Source organism: Coprococcus sp. TM115-187 (assembly GCF_027679115.1).
In the GTDB taxonomy this organism is placed as follows: Bacteria; Bacillota; Clostridia; order Lachnospirales; family Lachnospiraceae; genus Allocoprococcus; species Allocoprococcus comes.
The window spans coordinates 1-17,643 of sequence record NZ_JAQEKS010000006.1 but is presented as its reverse complement, the minus strand read 5'-3'; the positions used below and the strand labels follow the sequence as shown (position 1 = coordinate 17,643).

At 42.5% G+C, this 17,643-nt stretch carries 16 protein-coding genes, 3 tRNA genes, 1 rRNA gene and 1 pseudogene; 9 read left to right on the top strand and 12 right to left on the bottom strand.

All coding sequences use genetic code 11. The features are described from left to right. The first annotated feature begins 16 nt into the window (after positions 1 to 16). A tRNA-Val gene (locus tag PGW42_RS06120) sits at positions 17 to 89 on the top strand. Positions 90 to 114: 25 nt separating this feature from the next. Then, positions 115 to 200: transfer RNA gene (locus tag PGW42_RS06115), tRNA-Leu, on the top strand. A 107-nt stretch (positions 201 to 307) separates the two neighbouring features. On the opposite strand, the pseudogene PGW42_RS06110 reads toward PGW42_RS06115, so the two are convergent. Both PGW42_RS06110 and PGW42_RS06105 read right to left on the bottom strand, forming a co-directional pair. Next, positions 308 to 940 (bottom strand): annotated as a pseudogene (locus tag PGW42_RS06110) (IS91 family transposase); the annotation flags it as partial. After that, complete coding sequence (locus PGW42_RS06105) at positions 937 to 1,785, bottom strand: tyrosine-type recombinase/integrase (protein WP_270235125.1); 849 nt, start codon at positions 1,783 to 1,785, stop codon at positions 937 to 939. The pseudogene PGW42_RS06110 and the gene PGW42_RS06105, both read right to left, overlap by 4 nt. Before the next feature lie 276 nt (positions 1,786 to 2,061). Between PGW42_RS06105 and PGW42_RS06100 the strand changes: the two genes are divergently transcribed. After that, positions 2,062 to 2,898 carry a CPBP family intramembrane glutamic endopeptidase gene (locus tag PGW42_RS06100; RefSeq protein WP_270204061.1) on the top strand — a complete coding sequence of 279 codons (837 nt, stop codon included), beginning with the start codon at positions 2,062 to 2,064 and terminating at the stop codon, positions 2,896 to 2,898. A gap of 170 nt (positions 2,899 to 3,068) precedes the next feature. Here PGW42_RS06100 and PGW42_RS06095 read toward each other — a convergent pair whose 3' ends face one another. Both PGW42_RS06095 and PGW42_RS06090 read right to left on the bottom strand, forming a co-directional pair. Further along, positions 3,069 to 4,367: a tyrosine-type recombinase/integrase gene (locus PGW42_RS06095; RefSeq protein ID WP_117469314.1), complete on the bottom strand. Its 1,299-nt coding sequence runs from the start codon at positions 4,365 to 4,367 to the stop codon at positions 3,069 to 3,071. A gap of 125 nt (positions 4,368 to 4,492) precedes the next feature. Further along, on the bottom strand, positions 4,493 to 5,143 hold the full coding sequence (locus PGW42_RS06090; protein ID WP_044998824.1) for a helix-turn-helix domain-containing protein: 651 nt from the start codon (positions 5,141 to 5,143) through the stop codon (positions 4,493 to 4,495). Between the two features lie 181 nt (positions 5,144 to 5,324). Here PGW42_RS06090 and PGW42_RS06085 point away from each other — a divergent pair, with 181 nt between their 5' ends. The 3 genes from PGW42_RS06085 to PGW42_RS06075 all read left to right on the top strand — a co-directional run bounded on the left by PGW42_RS06085 (position 5,325) and on the right by PGW42_RS06075 (position 8,314). Next, on the top strand, positions 5,325 to 5,540 hold the full coding sequence (locus PGW42_RS06085) for a helix-turn-helix domain-containing protein (RefSeq protein ID WP_008371081.1): 216 nt from the start codon (positions 5,325 to 5,327) through the stop codon (positions 5,538 to 5,540). Positions 5,541 to 5,796: 256 nt separating this feature from the next. Next, positions 5,797 to 7,227: a MobA/MobL family protein gene (locus PGW42_RS06080; protein WP_117469313.1), complete on the top strand. Its 1,431-nt coding sequence runs from the start codon at positions 5,797 to 5,799 to the stop codon at positions 7,225 to 7,227. Between the two features lie 322 nt (positions 7,228 to 7,549). Then, positions 7,550 to 8,314 carry a class I SAM-dependent methyltransferase gene (locus PGW42_RS06075; RefSeq protein WP_173826571.1) on the top strand — a complete coding sequence of 255 codons (765 nt, stop codon included), beginning with the start codon at positions 7,550 to 7,552 and terminating at the stop codon, positions 8,312 to 8,314. Between the two features lie 66 nt (positions 8,315 to 8,380). Here the strand turns inward: PGW42_RS06075 and PGW42_RS06070 are convergent, their stop codons facing one another. From PGW42_RS06070 to PGW42_RS06050, 5 genes are all read right to left on the bottom strand, one after another. Then, positions 8,381 to 8,758: a TnpV protein gene (locus PGW42_RS06070; protein ID WP_044998821.1), complete on the bottom strand. Its 378-nt coding sequence runs from the start codon at positions 8,756 to 8,758 to the stop codon at positions 8,381 to 8,383. Positions 8,759 to 9,249: 491 nt separating this feature from the next. Continuing rightward, complete coding sequence (locus tag PGW42_RS06065; protein WP_118199774.1) at positions 9,250 to 9,588, bottom strand: hypothetical protein; 339 nt, start codon at positions 9,586 to 9,588, stop codon at positions 9,250 to 9,252. A 165-nt stretch (positions 9,589 to 9,753) separates the two neighbouring features. After that, entirely contained in the window at positions 9,754 to 11,058 is a 1,305-nt protein-coding gene (gene ltrA, locus PGW42_RS06060; protein WP_270204062.1) for a group II intron reverse transcriptase/maturase, read from the bottom strand. Between the two features lie 606 nt (positions 11,059 to 11,664). Next, positions 11,665 to 11,973 (bottom strand): thioredoxin, encoded by a 309-nt coding sequence (gene trxA / locus PGW42_RS06055; RefSeq protein WP_117824792.1) that lies wholly within the window; start codon positions 11,971 to 11,973, stop codon positions 11,665 to 11,667. Continuing rightward, positions 11,964 to 12,422 (bottom strand): RrF2 family transcriptional regulator, encoded by a 459-nt coding sequence (locus PGW42_RS06050; RefSeq protein WP_117824793.1) that lies wholly within the window; start codon positions 12,420 to 12,422, stop codon positions 11,964 to 11,966. Before PGW42_RS06050 ends, trxA begins: the two co-directional genes overlap by 10 nt. A 302-nt stretch (positions 12,423 to 12,724) precedes the next feature. On the opposite strand from PGW42_RS06050, the gene PGW42_RS16100 reads away from it, so the two are divergent. The 3 genes from PGW42_RS16100 to PGW42_RS06035 are packed head-to-tail and all read left to right on the top strand — an operon-like array spanning position 12,725 to position 13,666. Next, positions 12,725 to 12,970 carry a DUF4118 domain-containing protein gene (locus tag PGW42_RS16100; RefSeq protein ID WP_334304016.1) on the top strand — a complete coding sequence of 82 codons (246 nt, stop codon included), beginning with the start codon at positions 12,725 to 12,727 and terminating at the stop codon, positions 12,968 to 12,970. Next, positions 12,948 to 13,262: a sensor histidine kinase gene (locus tag PGW42_RS16095; RefSeq protein WP_243006496.1), complete on the top strand. Its 315-nt coding sequence runs from the start codon at positions 12,948 to 12,950 to the stop codon at positions 13,260 to 13,262. Before PGW42_RS16100 ends, PGW42_RS16095 begins: the two co-directional genes overlap by 23 nt. After that, positions 13,247 to 13,666, top strand: coding sequence for a response regulator (locus PGW42_RS06035; RefSeq protein ID WP_270204063.1), 420 nt, complete (start codon positions 13,247 to 13,249; stop codon positions 13,664 to 13,666). Before PGW42_RS16095 ends, PGW42_RS06035 begins: the two co-directional genes overlap by 16 nt. A 301-nt stretch (positions 13,667 to 13,967) precedes the next feature. Here PGW42_RS06035 and PGW42_RS06030 read toward each other — a convergent pair whose 3' ends face one another. From PGW42_RS06030 to PGW42_RS06020, 3 genes are all read right to left on the bottom strand, one after another. Further along, on the bottom strand, positions 13,968 to 14,168 hold the full coding sequence (locus tag PGW42_RS06030) for an EamA family transporter (protein ID WP_270204064.1): 201 nt from the start codon (positions 14,166 to 14,168) through the stop codon (positions 13,968 to 13,970). Between the two features lie 311 nt (positions 14,169 to 14,479). Further along, positions 14,480 to 14,551 (bottom strand) — tRNA-Asn (locus tag PGW42_RS06025). Positions 14,552 to 14,639: 88 nt separating this feature from the next. Further along, positions 14,640 to 17,526, bottom strand: a 23S ribosomal RNA gene (locus tag PGW42_RS06020). Positions 17,527 to 17,643: the final 117 nt, after the last annotated feature.

Below are 17,643 nucleotides of genomic sequence, written 5' to 3'. Positions count from 1 at the left end.
TGATTATTCAGTTTTCGGGATCATAGCTCAGCTGGGAGAGCATCTGCCTTACAAGCAGAGGGTCATAGGTTCGAGCCCTATTGGTCCCATTTTCATTATAATTTATAATGATATGCCGCAGTGGCGGAACTGGCAGACGCCCGGGACTTAAAATCCCGTGGGTAGTGATACCCGTACCGGTTCGATTCCGGTCTGCGGCATTAGTTAAAAATGGGAGAAACGTTGAATTTACAGCGTTTCTCTTATTTTTTTGTTTTAAAATGTTTGAACACCTTTGAACACTTTATGATGAAATACCAAGATTCTGAAAAGCAAGCCTGTCATTTTCCCAGAGCTGCTTAAGTTCAGCCATATATTTTCCACGAAACGTTTTGGAGATCACCTTAATCGGAAGAAAAAAATCTTTCCCGTTGTCTTTCCAATGATTTTTCACATCCAGCCCTCCACCAAGAACAATCGCATGGATATGAGGATGAAAATTCATGGTGCTTCCTCTTGTATGGAGGATACAAATATAGCCGATATCAGTCCCAAGATATTTACTATCAGCAGCAAGTTCACTGAGAGTATCTGAAGCTGCATGATAAAGAGCAGTGTATAAGAATTTCTGGTTGCTGTAGATAATGGGATTAAGTTCTTCTGGAACTGTAAAAACTACATGGAAATAAGGAGCATCTAAGATATCCTCACGCCGTGCATCTACCCATTTTTCTTTTGGAAATTCCTGACACATAGGACAGCATCTGTCACGGCAGGAGTTATAGTGGACTGATATGCAGCCGCAGTCCTCGCATACGCTTACATTCACACCAAAGGCACCTGTTTTGCAATTCATGATGTGATAAGCGGCCTTTCGCTGAGCGGGAGAAATACTATGTGTGGATTCAAAAGATGGATAAAAACGATGAAAAACATCCTGAATCGTACAATCCTTACTCATGATTCACCACCTTCCGGGTTGTCGAACGGGCTGCGGATTCCAAGAAGTGTCTTGTTGCTCACATGAAGGTAAACATCTGTAGAGCGAGGATCAACATGTCCCAGAAGTGACTGGATATATTTTATATCTGTGCCATTTTCGAATAAGTGGCTGGCAAAACTATGACGGCACGCATGAGAGGAAACATGACGGGTAATGCCGGCGAGTTTAGCACTTTTCTTAAAGAACTGGTTAACACTGGCTATATCAAGATATCCACCGGACCAGGAACTTGGGAAAAGGATATCTTTAGGGCGACCACATTTGTACCAATACTCTGTGAGAAGGTCTAAATTTTTTTGAGACAGAATTGTATACCTGTCAATTCTACCTTTGGTTTCACGAACATGAATTGTCATGTTGGTACGTGAAATGTCATCATAATGAAGATGAACAACCTCTGATACACGTAATCCGGAAGAATACATAGTTGCAATAATCGCTTTATGCTTCAGATTCGGAGTGGCGTCAATGATTGCATTTATTTCATCACGGGATAGAACAGCAGGAAGATTTCGCTCTCTTTTCATAGCCGGAACAGTGTCATCATCCCAGAGAATCTTCAGCACCTTTTTATATAAGAACTTGATTGCAGATCGATAGTGATTGTGAGTTTCAGGAGACCTTCCTTCCAGACGTTTGGCAGTAAGAAAACTTTCCGCATCTTCAAGTGTAAGATCAGAAACATTTTTTCCAATCCAACGAAGGAAGTAACTGACATCAGAGCAATACAATTGAATAGTTCTTTCACGCAGGTTACGTTTTTCCGCTTCATTGCGGATGGATTCAAAAATATCTTTATACATAATAAAACCTCCAGAATAAGTAGTGTTAATAATTACATCTACCTATTCGGAGGTGCATTAGCGTCATAATTCCGATTGCGGAAGAGACTGGAAAATGTTATTCTTATCATAGGCAGTGGAGCTTTCTTAGTTCAGTTGTTTCGTGTGGTAACTTAACAATAACGGATTATGAAAAGTAATTCCACTGCTTTTTAATAAAAATAAAACTGCGCCACAGCCTTGGCCGGCCATCGCGCAGCGATTTTGTTCAATCGAAAGTTATAAAGGAGAAATAAAATGAGTACAAAAAAAGCAATTAGCACATCATTTGTTGCCATATTTATTTTAATAATCACACAGATTATTGCACAATCCATTGCAAGTATGTTTGTTATAATAAAAATTCCAACTGGCATTTGTAATATTACCGCTGGAATTATATATGTTGGATTGACATATCTTATTCTGAAAATGTTTATTAGCAAAATTATTAAATTGCCGACTTCGGATTTCGGAATGCCTAAATTTGCTATTAAAATAAGATGGATTTTAATAGCTGTATTATTACCATTTGTTATAAAAGGAAGTTATCTTTTAATATTCAACGGTAAGTATGTATCCTCAAATATGAATGAAAATCAGATGTTCAATACTTTAAGTGCAGGGGTTGCATTTACCGGAATAGCGGCTGGATTTGTTGAAGAAATGGTGTTTAGAGGAGTTATACTTAATGCATTAAAGAAAAGATGGAATATTAAGGTGGCTGTAATTGTTCCATCAATGTTATTTGGTATTGTACATGTTCTTGGACAGGATTTTTCAATAGGCAGTTGTTTATTAGTAATTATCGCCGGAACGATGGTAGGCGTTATGTTTTCGATGATTGCAATAGAAAGTGGTTCAGTTTGGAATAGTGGAATAGTTCATGCTATCTGGAACGTTGTGATTATTGGTGGAGGATTAGCCATTGGGGAAAAAATGGATAAATATTCTGTAATGACATATGTACTTAATTCAAAATATTTCGCCATCACAGGTGGTGAGTTTGGAATTGAATCATCTGTTATTTCATTGTTCGGATACATAATAGTTGCTGGTATAGCATTTTTTATGATTAAATCAAGAAAAAATTGATATATAGGTTTGAAAATATGAAGCTATAAGGTACTTGTCAAATTCTTGTTTATCTAATCAATCCTCCGAAACCCTTGTATTTTCAAGGAAAATCGGCATTTTAATACTCGTTCCTTATGTATTTTCCCTTGTTTTTGCCCTTATGAGCCGAAACAAGGGAAACTTTTTGTTTAGGTTTCCCCGACCACCTTATCAAGCAGTCTTGCGGAAGTTCGTTTCGCTTCCCTCTTAGAGTGAGCGTAAATGTTCATTGTGGTACTTACGTCAGCGTGTCCGAGCAGTTCCTGCACATCCTTTGGTGCTGCACCGTTGGAGAGCAGATTGCTGGTGAATGTGTGTCTCAGCATATGAAAATGGAAATCTTCAAACCCTTCCAGTTTCTTTTTTGCCGACCTTGTCATAACACCAACCGTACTCGGTGACTCGTATGCTCCGTCAGGTCTCAGGCAGACAAAGGATATTTCCTTGTATCCGTCAGGTACTTCCTCCGTTCTTGGCAGGCTGTAGACTTCATAGTAAGTACGGCCTTTTTCTTTTACCTCTTTGTAGTAATTGAGGTGATAGAGTTCGCCATACTTGAAGCGGTTCTTGTGCTGTTCCGTCTTTGCCTTTCTGAGAATATCTGCCAGAGTGTCGCAGAAGTCCACGGTGCGGACTTTCTTGCGTTTGGTAGCACCTATCTCTGTCTTGTGCCTTTGCCCGTTGTATCGCATACTGCGTCGCACTGTGAGGTACTGTCCGTCAAGGTTGATATCCTGCCAAGTCAGAGCACACGCTTCTCCGATACGAAGTCCTGTGTAATAGGCTATCTGCATCGGGAGCAATGCAGGATTGTCTTTCTTTTTCAGAAAGTCCTCCAACATTAAAAACTGATGATGGTCAATGGTAGGTGCATTGTCAACTTCGCCGTCCTCGTCTGCAAACAGTTCGTATTCCTCTTTCTTTCCCCTCCATACCACATACTGCATAGGGTTAAAGGAAATCAGTTTCTTCGGGAATACCGCAAATCGGAATGCTCCCTGCAATACTGCTGAGAATAACCTCAGATACCCTTTGCTGAGTGCCTTTGCTATCGTTCCATCAGGGTTTTGTCCTCCGAAAGTAAGGAAGTCCATAAATGCCTGTAAATGTTCCGCAGTGACCGTTTTCAGCTTTCTGTCGCCGATAGGATATTTCTTTATCCTGTTCACTGTTCCCATATATGCCATTACTGTACCGTTGCTCAGATTGCCGGGTTTCAGTTCTTCCTCCACCCACATATCAAGCAGCATACCCACAATGGTGTTCTCAGGCTTTGCCACGAACTTCTTCGCTTCGTAGTCCTCCATTGCCTTGCGGAGCAGACTCTCTGTTTCAGATTTGCTTTCTGTGCCTGCAAATTCACGCTGTACCATTTTTCCGCTTTCATCTTCTACATAGAAGCGGTAGTACCATTTCTTGCCCTTTTTTCTTACAGATCCTTTTGCCATTGATAAATAGTCTCCTTTCTATCCGTGGCAATCGGAACTGTGACGTATGGTGTGCGTAAAGTAAATAATGTCACATCCGCCGATTGTTCTTAATCGGCTTTTTTCATTGTCAAAGAGCCACGGAATTATTCTTTTTCGGCAAGCCTTGCTTCGGCTTCCGCTACTATCCCGAAAAGGTCACTCATCTTTACAGCGGTGCGTCCTTCATCGTAGATATGTAAAATTCCGTCTAAGAATCGTTTCATATCCTCAATCGGTGCTTCCATTTCTTTATGGTAAACTCGCTCTGTAATCGCTCCCGATTCAATCGCATATCTGCGGAGAGACTGTTTCAGTCCTTCATCTTCTGCCACACGGTCAACCTCTGCCATAGCGTCGGAGAAGTGGTAGCAGAGAACGGAATACAAATCAATCATCTTTCCGAGAAATGTGGTAAGGAGCTGTTGGTGCGGTTCGCCATTCACAACCGTAGACACTATATCAATGTACTTCTTGATATGTTCTTCCAAGTCCTTTTCACAAAGCGTTCTGCTGTCATATTCCTTATCTTCTGAAAGACCTGTGAGCCATTCAGGAGTGGTAAGCAGTGCTTCTGCAAGTCCATTGATAATCATTGTTCTCTTTGGGTCTACGCCGTCTGCTTCGTATCTCTGTATCGTTGACTTGTTCACTCCGATACGCTTGCCGAGTTCCGGCATTGTAAGATTCAATTCTGTTCGACGTTCTTTCACTCGTTCACCAACCTGTTTTGCGGTGAATGTAATTTCTTTTTTCAAGGTTTTCACCTCCTGACGAATACAAGTATAGCATATCAAAACCTATTTTGCAACTACTTTCTCGATAAAAGTTAAAAAACAATCTTAATGGGTTGTAAAATAAGTTGACAAGAAATAGCAAAATAAGTATAATGATAATCGCAGGGTTGCAAAATGAGTATTTTGAAAGGAGGGATGTATAATGACAGCAATTAAAATGGGTTTAACTATCGAGGAAGCAGCAGAATGTACAGGTATCGGTAGGAACACAATGCGAAAACTGGTGGACTGGGGCAAACTGCCTGTTCTGAAAGTCGGACGTAAGACCATTATCCGCAGGGATACACTGGAGCGTTTTATGACGGTCAATCAGGGCAGGAATTTACTAAATCCCAATGATGTACGAAAAGTGGAATGACCGTTCTACAAAGCCCTCGGCGTTTGAGAGCGAAATACACCCCTCGCACAAATCTGCGATTTGTACTCTGGGTATTTCGCCCCTGCGGGGAGCCTGTATCACAGCTTTGGACACCATCACCTCAGCTATGATACAGAGGAAATTGCACCGCAATTTCCATTGCTGTCCCACCAATCACCGATAGCTGTGACAGCCGCACCCGACAAGTCGGTTGCGTAATGAGTACGGTATTCTCAGCGAAGAAAGGAGCAAAAGCTTGGCAAGACATTCGTTCATTCAGATGTCGAAGCTGCCCAATGTCAAGGGAAGAATCTCATATATCACGAGCCACGCCAAACAGGAAAACCTTTATGCCACCTATCGTACCGCCGACAATACCTTTTGGAACAATCTCGCCAGGGAAAGCCAGCAGGAGTTCCTACGAAGCGGAACAACAGGAAAGGGTATTGAAGCAAGGGAGTTAATCATTGCCCTGCCAGAGATTTACACCACCTTTGACCCGCAGCAGGTGCTTGAAGAATTTACGAACAAATTCAGACAGCAGTACGGAGTGGAATGTGTATCGGCTCTGCATCATAACAAACGCAAGACCAATTACCACATCCACCTCATATTCAGTGAAAGGAAACTGCTTCCCGAACCTGACATCAAGATTGCCACCAGAAGCGTATTTTATGACGAAACAGGAAAAAGGGTACGAACCAAGAAAGAAATCACAGACGAGAACGGTCAAGTCCGAAAAGGCTGTACCGTTATCAAAAAGGGGGAAGTTTACGAAAGCCATTTATTCACAACCAAAGACGAGCGTTTCAAAACAGAAGCGTTCATAGCAGAAGCAAAAGAGGTTTACACGGAGCTTATCAATTCCCACATTTCAGATCCCGAACAGCGATTGAAAGTGTTTGATAAGAACAGCGTGTATCTCCCCACAAAAAAGATAGGTAAGAATAATCCCAAGGCTACCGAAATCGAAGCAGATAACACCGCAAGGCAGGAATGGAACAGAACAGCGGATTTGGCTCTTGTATCGGGCATTGAAGAAGCAAAGATACTGGAAATCAAGCAGACCGAAATCCACGACAAAGCCGGTCAGTCCATCCGTGAAAACGGTTGGCTTCCAAACCTGTTCCGAGGTATCGTAGGCAAGGCAAAGGAATTTCTGCAAGCCATCATCCGTGAAAAGGATATGCCACCCAAGCCAGTCCTCAATATGGATATGGACGAGTTCCGCACAATGCAGACCCTTATGCTAAAGGTACAGAAACAGGCGAAAGCAATCAAGAAGATACAGGAGGTCACACTTCCGAATCTGCGACAGCAGCTTGCAGAAACAACGGGTATCTTCAAGGGCAAGGATCGTAAGGCTCTGGAAAAGCAGATACAGCAGACTGAAACCGAACTTGCTGAAAAACTGGATAAAATCCCCGATATTCTAAAAGATGACGGTTATCCTGATGTACAGGCGTTTATGAAAACTTACCGCAAAGCAGAGGCTATTGTGACACAGTATAACCAAGATCTTGCAGAATGGGAGCAGGCAGTCAAGAACGGACGGAAACCTGCCGAGAAACAGCACAGACCGCCCGAAAGACAAAGTGTGCGTAACAGGCTCAGACAGCTTCAGGAAGAGGGCAAACAGAACGCTCAGCCGAAGCAGAGAAAGAAATCCCAAGACAGGGACAGATAATCACGACATAGGAAATCAACACCGCAGGGCAACCTGCCTTGCGGTCTTACATAGACAAATTTGACTGAAAACCAATGGCAAGAATTATGTTTTGAAATATATCATTTTAAGGATACTTTCTTTTTTGTTCAAAAAGTGATACACTGATACAAGGCAATTCGAAAGGCGGTGAACTCACACAATGAGATTTATTCGAGGTAACTACTCGGTGCAGTTGTAAATCTGGCAACAGATTGTATCGAGCTTATTTTATGATGTTGTCAGTTGGCTGCACCTATAATTGATGTACAAAACAAAAATATTCAAAATAGGAGTAGTTACGATGAAAGAAAAAGAATTGATAGACATTTGGAAAAAAGAAGAAAGTGTTGCACATATCCATGGATGGGATTTTTCTCACATTGAGGGAAGATATACGGAAGAAACGGACTTGCCTTGGAATTATCAACACATCATACTGGATTACTTAAACCCAGAAATGAAACTGCTGGATATAGATACTGGTGGTGGTGAATTCTTGTTATCTCTCCGCCATCCTTATGTAAAGACAAGTGCAACCGAAGCCTATCCCCCAAATATTCAGCTATGCAGAGAAACCTTGCTCCCTCTCGGTATTGATTTTCGTGCAGGTGATGGAAAGGATATGTTGCCATTTGGTGATTATGAATTTGATATTGTCATTAATCGTCACGGTGATTTTAATGCCAAAGAAATACATCGTGTTTTGAAATGTGGAGGAATTTTTATCACTGAACAGGTTGGGGCTGAAAATGACCGTGAATTGGTGGAGCTTCTCTTAGGAAAAACTGAACTTCCATTTCCAGAACAGTATCTTGATATAGTTAAAAAACGTTTTTGTGATGTAGGTTTTGACATTTTGGATGCACAGGAATGCTTCAGACCAATCAAATTTTTTGATATAGGTGCACTTGTTTGGTTTGCGCATATTATAGAGTGGGAATTTCCTAATTTCTCTGTAGATAATTGCAAGAACAGATTACTGTATGCACAACAAATTTTAGAGCAAAACGGTTGTATTGAAGGAAAAATTCATCGATTTTTATTGGTATTGCGCAAAGCGAAATAAAAATTGACTATAAAAAAACCAAGGGCGAAGATGTGTAGAAGCATCTTCGCCCTCGTATCGTTAATCCTATGAAAAAATTATTTCATTATTCACAATTTCTCTTGCATAAGCTTGTATGTTATTCATCAATCCTATCCATTCCATAGGCTGTTCTGCTTTTAACTGTTCTGTCACACCCTGCTTTTGAACCATTTCCTCAATCAATCTGTGGAACATTTGCTCCGCCTGTTGGTTAATATCTGCAAGATAGCGGTTAAGTGTCCCATCAATCAGCATCGTGGTGTAAACAATGTGCCTATGCTCTTTCAGATACTGCTTGTGGCGTTGTCCCCATAAGCCGATAGGCTGTGTTTCTTCTTCGGCAAGTATCAGACAAGGGATATAATAATCACCCTGCAATTCATACCACAAACCGTTGCTTTTATCAAAAATGTACTTGTCCATATAATAAATCCTCCAGTATAATATATTCGCACATACGTCGCAGTTCTCCGATTGCCACATTCTGTTATATCTTGTTATCAGATTTTCTTGCCCTTGTGTTTGCCCTTATCAGCTTCCAAGGGAAGAATAAAACAGTGTGAAATCGTATAATAAGTTAAGGTGAGCATTTTGCTATAAACCCTTAATTTTCAAGGCTTTTGGAGGATTTTATTAAAACCCTGTGAGGGTTAATAACCACTTATAAAATTGTGGTTTTCAAATTCCAGTTTGTATGCGACAAACGTTTGAACACTTTTTGAACACCGCAACCGTGATGAAGTCTTCAAAGCCCCTTTCTATCAGTATTTGAGATTAAGTAAAACGGTTCGATTCCGGTCTGCGGCATTAAGTAAAAAGTAGGAGAAACGTTGAATTTACAGCGTTTCTTTTTTTTCGCAACAAAACGGGAGAGCAAAATCCCCATGCTCTCCCATCTTTCAGCTCATCCATTCTTATTCTTCAACAGCCCATTTCTCAATCTGTTTCATAAATTTCTCATCTTCTGAAATAACTTTTACCGGCTTCTTATAATCAATTGCCATAAGTCCCATTAGTCCAAATCGGGTTAATTTTTCTTTGTTTATTGCAAAATTCATAACTCTTCGGTGACACATGTAAGCGATTCGACTACCTGTGTATGCCGTAATCCAAGCTGTATCCTTATCAACTCTGAGTTTCATCAAATTCTTTATACGATTCTGTGGGGTTTTCCATTGCTTCCAGATACACATACGCAGCCTATAACAAATTCTTGCATCTAGTTCTTTACTACAGCTTCCTTCAGATTCCACCTCACAATGGACACCCTGTTCGGCTATATACTTCCTTGTTACCTAGGCGTATTCGGGTAGGGTCAAGCGATGGCGCGGTAGTTTCCGTTTCCATCGCCTGCCACCTCAAACCGTGCATGAGGTTCTCCCTCACACGGCTTTCCGATAATCTTCTTCCCGCAACATTCAAAAGACTGCCACATATCTTTTCTTATTTAGATAATAAAAATACTCTATTCCACTGGTTGCATACCACTTTCGAAATCCATACAGCACATGTTCTCTGTATTTCTTCTGTTTTCGCCTGTAGTACACCCGTCTCCATAGCTTCATCCACACGAATTCATCGAGCTGTTTAAATCGTTTTGTTGAGTTTCCATGCTGAAAGTAGTTTCTCCATCCTCTTATGAGTGGATTTAATTTCTCCACCTTCTGCTCCAGACCCTCATAAGCTGATTTTCTGCAAGTAATTACTCTGACTGCATCCTTTACCTTTTTTATCGCCTTTTTACTAGGCATCATATGCGGCAACTTCCTTCCACTTTTGGTTTTACCAAACTTCTGGAAGCAGAATCCAAGAAAGTCAAAACTCTCTTTATTCATATCTACAATCTTCGTTTTCTGCGGATTCAACGTCAGTTTCAACTTAGTCATTATTCTTTTCAGATGCTCAAACGCTAATTCTGCATCTGTTCTTTTTCTGCACATAATCACTACATCATCTGCATATCTGACTATGACACCCAGTTCCTTATGGTTTTCCCAGTAGGAGTCCAATACATGAAGATAGATATTTGCTAACAACGGACTAATGACTCCTCCTTGCGGTGAGCCTTTTTCCGTTGGATAATATTTCCCATTTTCAATGACTCCGGCTTGTAACCACTGTCTACATAACTTAATGACCCTTCTATCACTGATGCGATGATTTAATAATCCCAGTAGTATTTCATGATTGATGTTGTCGAAGTATCCCTGTATGTCTGCATCTACTACATACCAGTTTTTATATAATTCTTTTTTCACTTTTTCTGTAGCCTGTTTTGCATCTCTTTTAGGGCGAAATCCATAAGAACTATCTAGAAAGTTTGCTTCAAAGATAGGTTCTATCACTATCTTACAGGCTTGTTGCACAATCCTGTCTCTAATAGTCGGTATTCCCAATGGTCTTTGCTTCCCATCCGGTTTTGGAATGTATACTCTCTTTACCGGCTTAGGTCTGTATTTCTTATTCTTTAAATCCTCTTGAATATCCAACAAGTATTCTTCTACTCCGTATTCCTCAATCATTTCAAAGGTAATGCCGTCAATCCCAGCGCTCCCCTTGTTTTCTCGTACTTCTTTCCATGCCCGCCACAAAATATCCAGGCGAAAGATACGGTCATACAACGCATGAAATCTGCGTTGCTTATCCTTTTTGGCTGCCAGGTATAGATTACGTTGAAGTTGTCGTGATTTTTCTATTGAGTGTTGTTGTCCAATGTTTGGCATGCACTATCCCTTACCTTCCCGTTAATCTTGATTAAAGCAGAGCCCCTTTTCTCCCATTGTTTTTCTTACCAATAGTTCATAGATACTATGGGCTCCTCCGACTTCTCATACCACTTCCCAAGAAATTTCGCATGCGTGCTTATATCCTCAGTTACATACTTGTGGTTATATGATGATATGAGATCTCTTCTGTTCCGTTATCAACTTTCATAACATTCCGCTCCCTCTACACCGAAGGGTTCTTCAATGCTGTACTCCAGTATCCCCACATTTTCCATGGTCTTCGTCAGAAAGTCAGTAACTCGACTCCCTCTTGTCCCTTACAAGGCTAACGTAACGATGCTACAGGATTCACTTTATGTTACGGACTGCTATTTTGCACCTGTTTCTCACAGGCATACCTCGCTTCAACACAATCGGTCACCCAAAAGCATTGGAGGTTCGCTACAAGGCTCACTGGCGATTACCTTGACCAGACTTTCACTGGCAAGCTGATAACAGCTTGCAGAACACACGACTTTCACCCGTTAGAGCGCGCCCATGGTGCGCAAACTACAAAAAGGATGTGCCTTGGCACATCCTTAGATAACTTATTCTATATTCTGCTTACCGAATCAGCTGTTCCAGTTCACTCTTTTCCTGAACTCCTAAAGTTCTCTCTGCGACCTTTCCATCTTTGAATACGAGAAATGTCGGAATTGACATTACCTTATATTCTCTGGCAAGCGCCATCTGCTCATCCACATTCACCTTACCTACCTTTACATCTGTAAGCTCCTGTGAGAGTTCGTCAACAACCGGTCCCATTGTCTGGCATGGTCCACACCATGTTGCCCAGAAATCTACCAGTACTGGTTCTTTTGCATTTAATACTTCTTCTTCAAAATTCTCTGTTGTTAAATTGATTACTGACATGATAGACATCCTCCTGTTTCATTATCTTTTTCTTCTTTAATGGCAGTAAGCCGTTCCTCTACTTTCTGGATCGTGATTCTTTCCAGATAATCATTACAGCTCCTGTTCATCCCTGTTACAAGTTCGTCCATAACTACAGACATCCCACTTGCAACCAAACACTTTTTATCCGGGTTTCCAGAACGCCAGGATGCTTTTACAAGCGTATTCTCCAGTGCATCACTGATCTGCCTCAGCGTAATATCCGAATTTGCTTTTGCGATCCGGTAACCGCCTCCCATGCCTTCTCTTGTCTCGATCAGACCGGCTTTTTTTAGTTTTCCCATCACTTTGCGTATGCATACAGGATTTGTACATACATTATCTGCGAGTTCTTCACTTGCGATAGTAGCATTGCTGCGATCCAGAAATACAAGTGCATGAACCGCTATTGCAAATTCACTTGTCACGCTTCTCCCCTCATTTCTTATATGTTGAACTGTAATTTTTTTAATTACAATTTATACTGTAACAATATCACATACAGTTTGCCATGTCAACCTCTTTGCCTGGATTTTGTTATGATTTTTTATCTCTGCTGACATTTGCGAGAAAATATGATAGTTTTTTGTGAAAATTTTGTTTATTTATGAGGATTATCTGCTATGAATAAATTATTACATAACAATACACTTTTTACACTCACACTACTTGGCATCGCGACCGCACTTGCCTTTCTTTTTTCTCATTCGTTTCTGAAAATACTGCAAACATCGCATTACTTTATATTATTGCCCAAATCTTGATTGCACGATATACGAACGGATACCTGCTCGGGCTCTTTTCTTCTGTTTTCTCCGTAATCTGTATCAATTTCTTCTTTACCTATCCGTTTTTCCGACTGAATTTCACATTGAGCGGCTATCCGGTCACATTTATCGGAATGTTGATCATTATATTGCTCACCACAGCAACCACTTCCTCTCTTCTGTCTGATGGTTCCATCTTATCAGTGTAACAAGACTCCGGAGCTTACCGTCACTGATCATCCAGACCACGTAACCTTCTGTGTCAAAGATTTCGGACATGGTCTGAACCCGGACGTTATTCCGGATATTTTCAGTGGCATCTGCCACAATACTGGTTCCGTTGACTCCCACAAGGGTATGGGAATCGGCTTATCAATCTGCAAAACGATCATTGACGCACACAATGGTTATATCGAAGCCAAAAACCACACCAATGGTGCTTTATTTCTGTTTACATTACCAAAAGCAAAGGAGGAAAACATTCCATGCAGCCAAAAGTAAATATCCTTTTTATAGAAGACGAACGAAATATCCTTACTTTTGTTACAAAGCTGTTATATGGGCACAATTATAAAGTAACAACCGCCATAACCGGTACTGGAGGTCTTCAGCTGATAAATTCTATCTGTCCAGATCTCATTCTCCTTGATCTTGGGCTCCCGGATATGGATGATCAGACAATCATCCGGCAGGTTCGTGAATGGTCCGACTGTCCAATCATCGTCATCTCTGCCCGTACAAATGAACATGAAAAGGTAAAAGCTCTCGATCTTGGCGCGGATGATTATATCACCAAGCCATTCGGTTCCGCCGAACTCCTTGCACGTATCCGCACCTCACTCAGACACAGTACCCGGATGAATACCTCTTCAGATCAAACTCTTCCACCCTTACAAATGTGGTGAGCTAATACTCGATTTTGAAAAACGTACCCTGACTATCAGTGGAAATATCGTTCATTTGACTCCAATCTCTTTTCAAATTACATATTTTCTTATAAAATGACTTTATCAAAAGAAATACAAAGAACTGGAGTGAGAGAGGCATGAATATTGGAATGTTACTTTTGGTTATAATTGGAGGCTTTGCAGGTCTTTTTTCTACACTTTATATTTGTATCAGTCTTCCATTCACCATTATATGGAAGATTTATCGCCGGGTTGCAAAAGGCATCCCGATTATGAAATAGCTGTTTCATTTAACATCCTAATTCCAAATAAGAATGCCGAATATTTCTCCTGCTGATAAGGTTTCTTTATATAGTATTACACCAATCAAGGTAGCTGCAACTGGCTCAACTGATGCCAAAATAGAAGCTTTTCCATTATCTAAATTTTTAGGACCGGCAGTATACAGGCAAAATGCAAGCACTGTACTTAAAAAACCAAATTTCAAACTTGCGGACAAAAATTCCCATGCTTCCCCAAAGTATCCCTGCCAGAATTACCATTCCTGATGCAAGTTTTTCATTATCCTGCCTCCTTATATCCAAAAAGGATGATAACGCAACAAGCATTGTTACGCAATCATCCTTGAAATACTGTTTTTACTATAATACAAATATGCAGAGCTGTCCAGCCTAAATCAGACTGAATCTTTTATTATATTTAAATTTGACCGACTCCACCTATGGTGTCCGGATAAATATCATCGATACAGTTCCTTCGGAATTTCCTATGAAATGAAAAAAACTGTAAGCAATCGCTTACAGTTTTCAACTCCCCGAGTTGGGTTCGAACCAACGACCCTTCGGTTAACAGCCGAATGCTCTACCGCTGAGCTATCGAGGAATATTAAAGATACTTTCATGTACCTTCAAAACCACATACAAATTTAAATCTCTACTCCATCCATTCTTCTTTACCCTGTCCTACCTTCTTGGTTATGCCCTCGACCGATTAGTAACAGTCAGCTCCATGCATTACTGCACTTCCACCTCTGCCCTATCTACCTTGTCGTCTTCAAGGGGTCTTACAACTTTCGTTGGGATATCTCATCTTGAGGGGGGCTTCACGCTTAGATGCCTTCAGCGTTTATCCCTTCCTGACTTGGCTACTCTGCCATGCTCCTGGCGGAACAACAGATACACCAGCGGTCAGTCCAGCCCGGTCCTCTCGTACTAAGGCCAGCTCCTCTCAAATATCCTACGCCCACGCCGGATAGGGACCGAACTGTCTCACGACGTTCTGAACCCAGCTCGCGTACCGCTTTAATGGGCGAACAGCCCAACCCTTGGGACCTACTTCAGCCCCAGGATGCGATGAGCCGACATCGAGGTGCCAAACCACTCCGTCGATGTGAACTCTTGGGAGTGATAAGCCTGTTATCCCCAGGGTAGCTTTTATCCGTTGAGCGATGGCAATCCCACTTTATACCACCGGATCACTAAGTCCTACTTTCGTACCTGCTCCACCCGTCGGTGTCGCAGTCAAGCTCCCTTCTGCCTTTGCACTCTTCGAATGGTTTCCAACCATTCTGAGGGAACCTTTGAGCGCCTCCGATACCCTTTCGGAGGCGACCGCCCCAGTCAAACTCCCCACCTGACATTGTCCCCCAGCCGGGTCACGGCTGCTGGTTAGAAATCCAATACTGCAAGGGTGGTATCCCAACAGCGGCTCCGCATCAACTGGCGTCAATGCTTCTTCGCCTCCCACCTATCCTGTACATACAATATCGAATCCCAGTATCAAGCTGGAGTAAAGCTCCATGGGGTCTTTCCGTCCTGGCGCAGGTAACCAGCATCTTCACTGGTATTTCAATTTCACCGGGTGCATTGTTGAGACAGTGCCCAAATCATTACGCCTTTCGTGCGGGTCGGAACTTACCCGACAAGGAATTTCGCTACCTTAGGACCGTTATAGTTACGGCCGCCGTTTACTGGGGCTTAAGTTCAAAGCTTCGCTTGCGCTAACCTCTCCCCTTAACCTTCCAGCACCGGGCAGGCGTCAGCCCATATACTTCACCTTACGGTTTTGCATAGACCTGTGTTTTTGCTAAACAGTTGCTTGGGCCAATTCTCTGCGGCCAGCTCTCACTGGCACTCCTTCTCCCGAAGTTACGGAGTCATTTTGCCGAGTTCCTTAACAATGCTTCTCCCGTCGGCCTTAGGATTCTCTCCTCACCTACCTGTGTCGGTTTACGGTACGGGTACAGTACAAACAATAGCGGCTTTTCTTGGCAGCTGGCTCACACATTTCCCTACTTTTGTTCGGTATGCATCACGTCTTCGGATTGTCACGCGGATTTGCCAACGCGACTCCTACCTCGCTTGCCACGGGATTCCATTCCCGCTAGTGCTCTCCCTCTGCGTCCCCACAGTTCTGTTATACTGCAGTACAGGAATTTCAACCTGTTGTCCATCGGCTACGTCTTTCGACCTCACCTTAGGCCCCGACTTACCCAGAGCAGATCAGCTTTACTCTGGAAACCTTGGGTATTCGGCCGGAAGGATTCTCACCTTCCTCTCGCTACTCATTCCGGCATTCTCTCTTCTTAAAAGTCCACAGCTCCTTCCGGTACTGCTTCTTCCCTTTAAGAATGCTCCTCTACCAATTAACTACGTTAATTCCTGAGCTTCGGTAGTGTGTTTCAGCCCCGGACATTTTCGGCGCAGGACCTCTCGACCAGTGAGCTATTACGCACTCTTTTAATGTATGGCTGCTTCTAAGCCAACATCCTGGTTGTCTTTGAAATCCCACATCCTTTTCCACTTAACACACATTTTGGGACCTTAGCTGCAGGTCTGGGCTCTTTCCCTTTTGACTACCCAACTTATCTCGTGTAGTCTGACTCCCATGAATCATCTTACTGGCATTCGGAGTTTGATATCCTTTGGTAAGCTTTGACGCCCCCGCGGGAATTCAGTGCTCTACCTCCAAAAGACTCTCATGAGGCTAGCCCTAAAGCTATTTCGAGGAGAACCAGCTATCTCCGGGTTCGATTGGAATTTCTCCCCTATCCACACCTCATCCCCACCCTTTTCAACGGATGTGGGTTCGGACCTCCATTGCCTTTTACGGCAACTTCATCCTGGACATGGATAGATCACCCGGTTTCGGGTCTACTCCATCTGACTTCACGCCCTATTAAGACTTGTTTTCACTTCGGCTCCATTCCTTAAGAACTTAACCTCGCCAGATGGCGTAACTCGCCGGACCGTTCTACAAAAAGTACGCGGTTCATCATTTAAAGATGTTCCACAGCTTGTAAACACAGGGTTTCAGGTTCTCTTTCACTCCCCTCCCGGGGTCCTTTTCACCTTTCCTTCACAGTACTATGCGCTATCGGTCACTAAGGAGTATTTAGCCTTACGGGGTGGTCCCCGCTCATTCCCACAAGGTTTCTCGTGTCTCGTGGTACTCTGGATCCCGCCTTGCTGACTCGTCTTTCGCTTACGGGGCTTTCACCCTCTCTGGCTGGCTTTCCCAAAACCATTCTGCTAAACTTATCAGATCAATTACGCGGTCCGAACCCCGGAATGCACGCATTCCGGTTTGGGCTCTTCCGTTTTCGCTCGCCGCTACTCACAGAATCACTTGTTGTTTTCTCTTCCTCCGGCTACTTAGATGTTTCAGTTCACCGGGTTCCCTTCCATACGTTATGGATTGGCGTATGGATGACTGGAGTCTGTCCAGCCGGGTTTCCCCATTCAGATATCTCCGGATCATCGGATATTTGCTCCTCCCCGAAGCTTTTCGCAGCTTATCACGTCTTTCATCGGCTCTTAGTGCCAAGGCATCCACCCTGCGCTCTTTCTAGCATAACCAACTCCCTTCTCCCACGGGAATGGGATCCGGTTACACATGCATAGCGTTGCATGCGTTGGTATTTCAGGTCGTTTTTTTACTTCGTTTTCTCGAAGATGTAAGTTAATCATTACCTT

Bases quoted from the DNA above. Each gene is read 5' to 3' on its own strand.
- PGW42_RS06105 (WP_270235125.1), bottom strand. From the start codon at position 1,785: ATGTATAAAGATATTTTTGAATCCATCCGCAATGAAGCGGAAAAACGT.
- PGW42_RS06100 (WP_270204061.1), top strand. From the start codon at position 2,062: ATGAGTACAAAAAAAGCAATTAGCACATCATTTGTTGCCATATTTATT.
- PGW42_RS06095 (WP_117469314.1), bottom strand. From the start codon at position 4,367: ATGGCAAAAGGATCTGTAAGAAAAAAGGGCAAGAAATGGTACTACCGC.
- PGW42_RS06085 (WP_008371081.1), top strand. From the start codon at position 5,325: ATGACAGCAATTAAAATGGGTTTAACTATCGAGGAAGCAGCAGAATGT.
- PGW42_RS06075 (WP_173826571.1), top strand. From the start codon at position 7,550: ATGAAAGAAAAAGAATTGATAGACATTTGGAAAAAAGAAGAAAGTGTT.
- PGW42_RS06070 (WP_044998821.1), bottom strand. From the start codon at position 8,758: ATGGACAAGTACATTTTTGATAAAAGCAACGGTTTGTGGTATGAATTG.
- ltrA (WP_270204062.1), bottom strand. From the start codon at position 11,058: ATGCCAAACATTGGACAACAACACTCAATAGAAAAATCACGACAACTT.
- trxA (WP_117824792.1), bottom strand. From the start codon at position 11,973: ATGTCAGTAATCAATTTAACAACAGAGAATTTTGAAGAAGAAGTATTA.
- PGW42_RS16095 (WP_243006496.1), top strand. From the start codon at position 12,948: ATGGTTCCATCTTATCAGTGTAACAAGACTCCGGAGCTTACCGTCACT.
- PGW42_RS06035 (WP_270204063.1), top strand. From the start codon at position 13,247: ATGCAGCCAAAAGTAAATATCCTTTTTATAGAAGACGAACGAAATATC.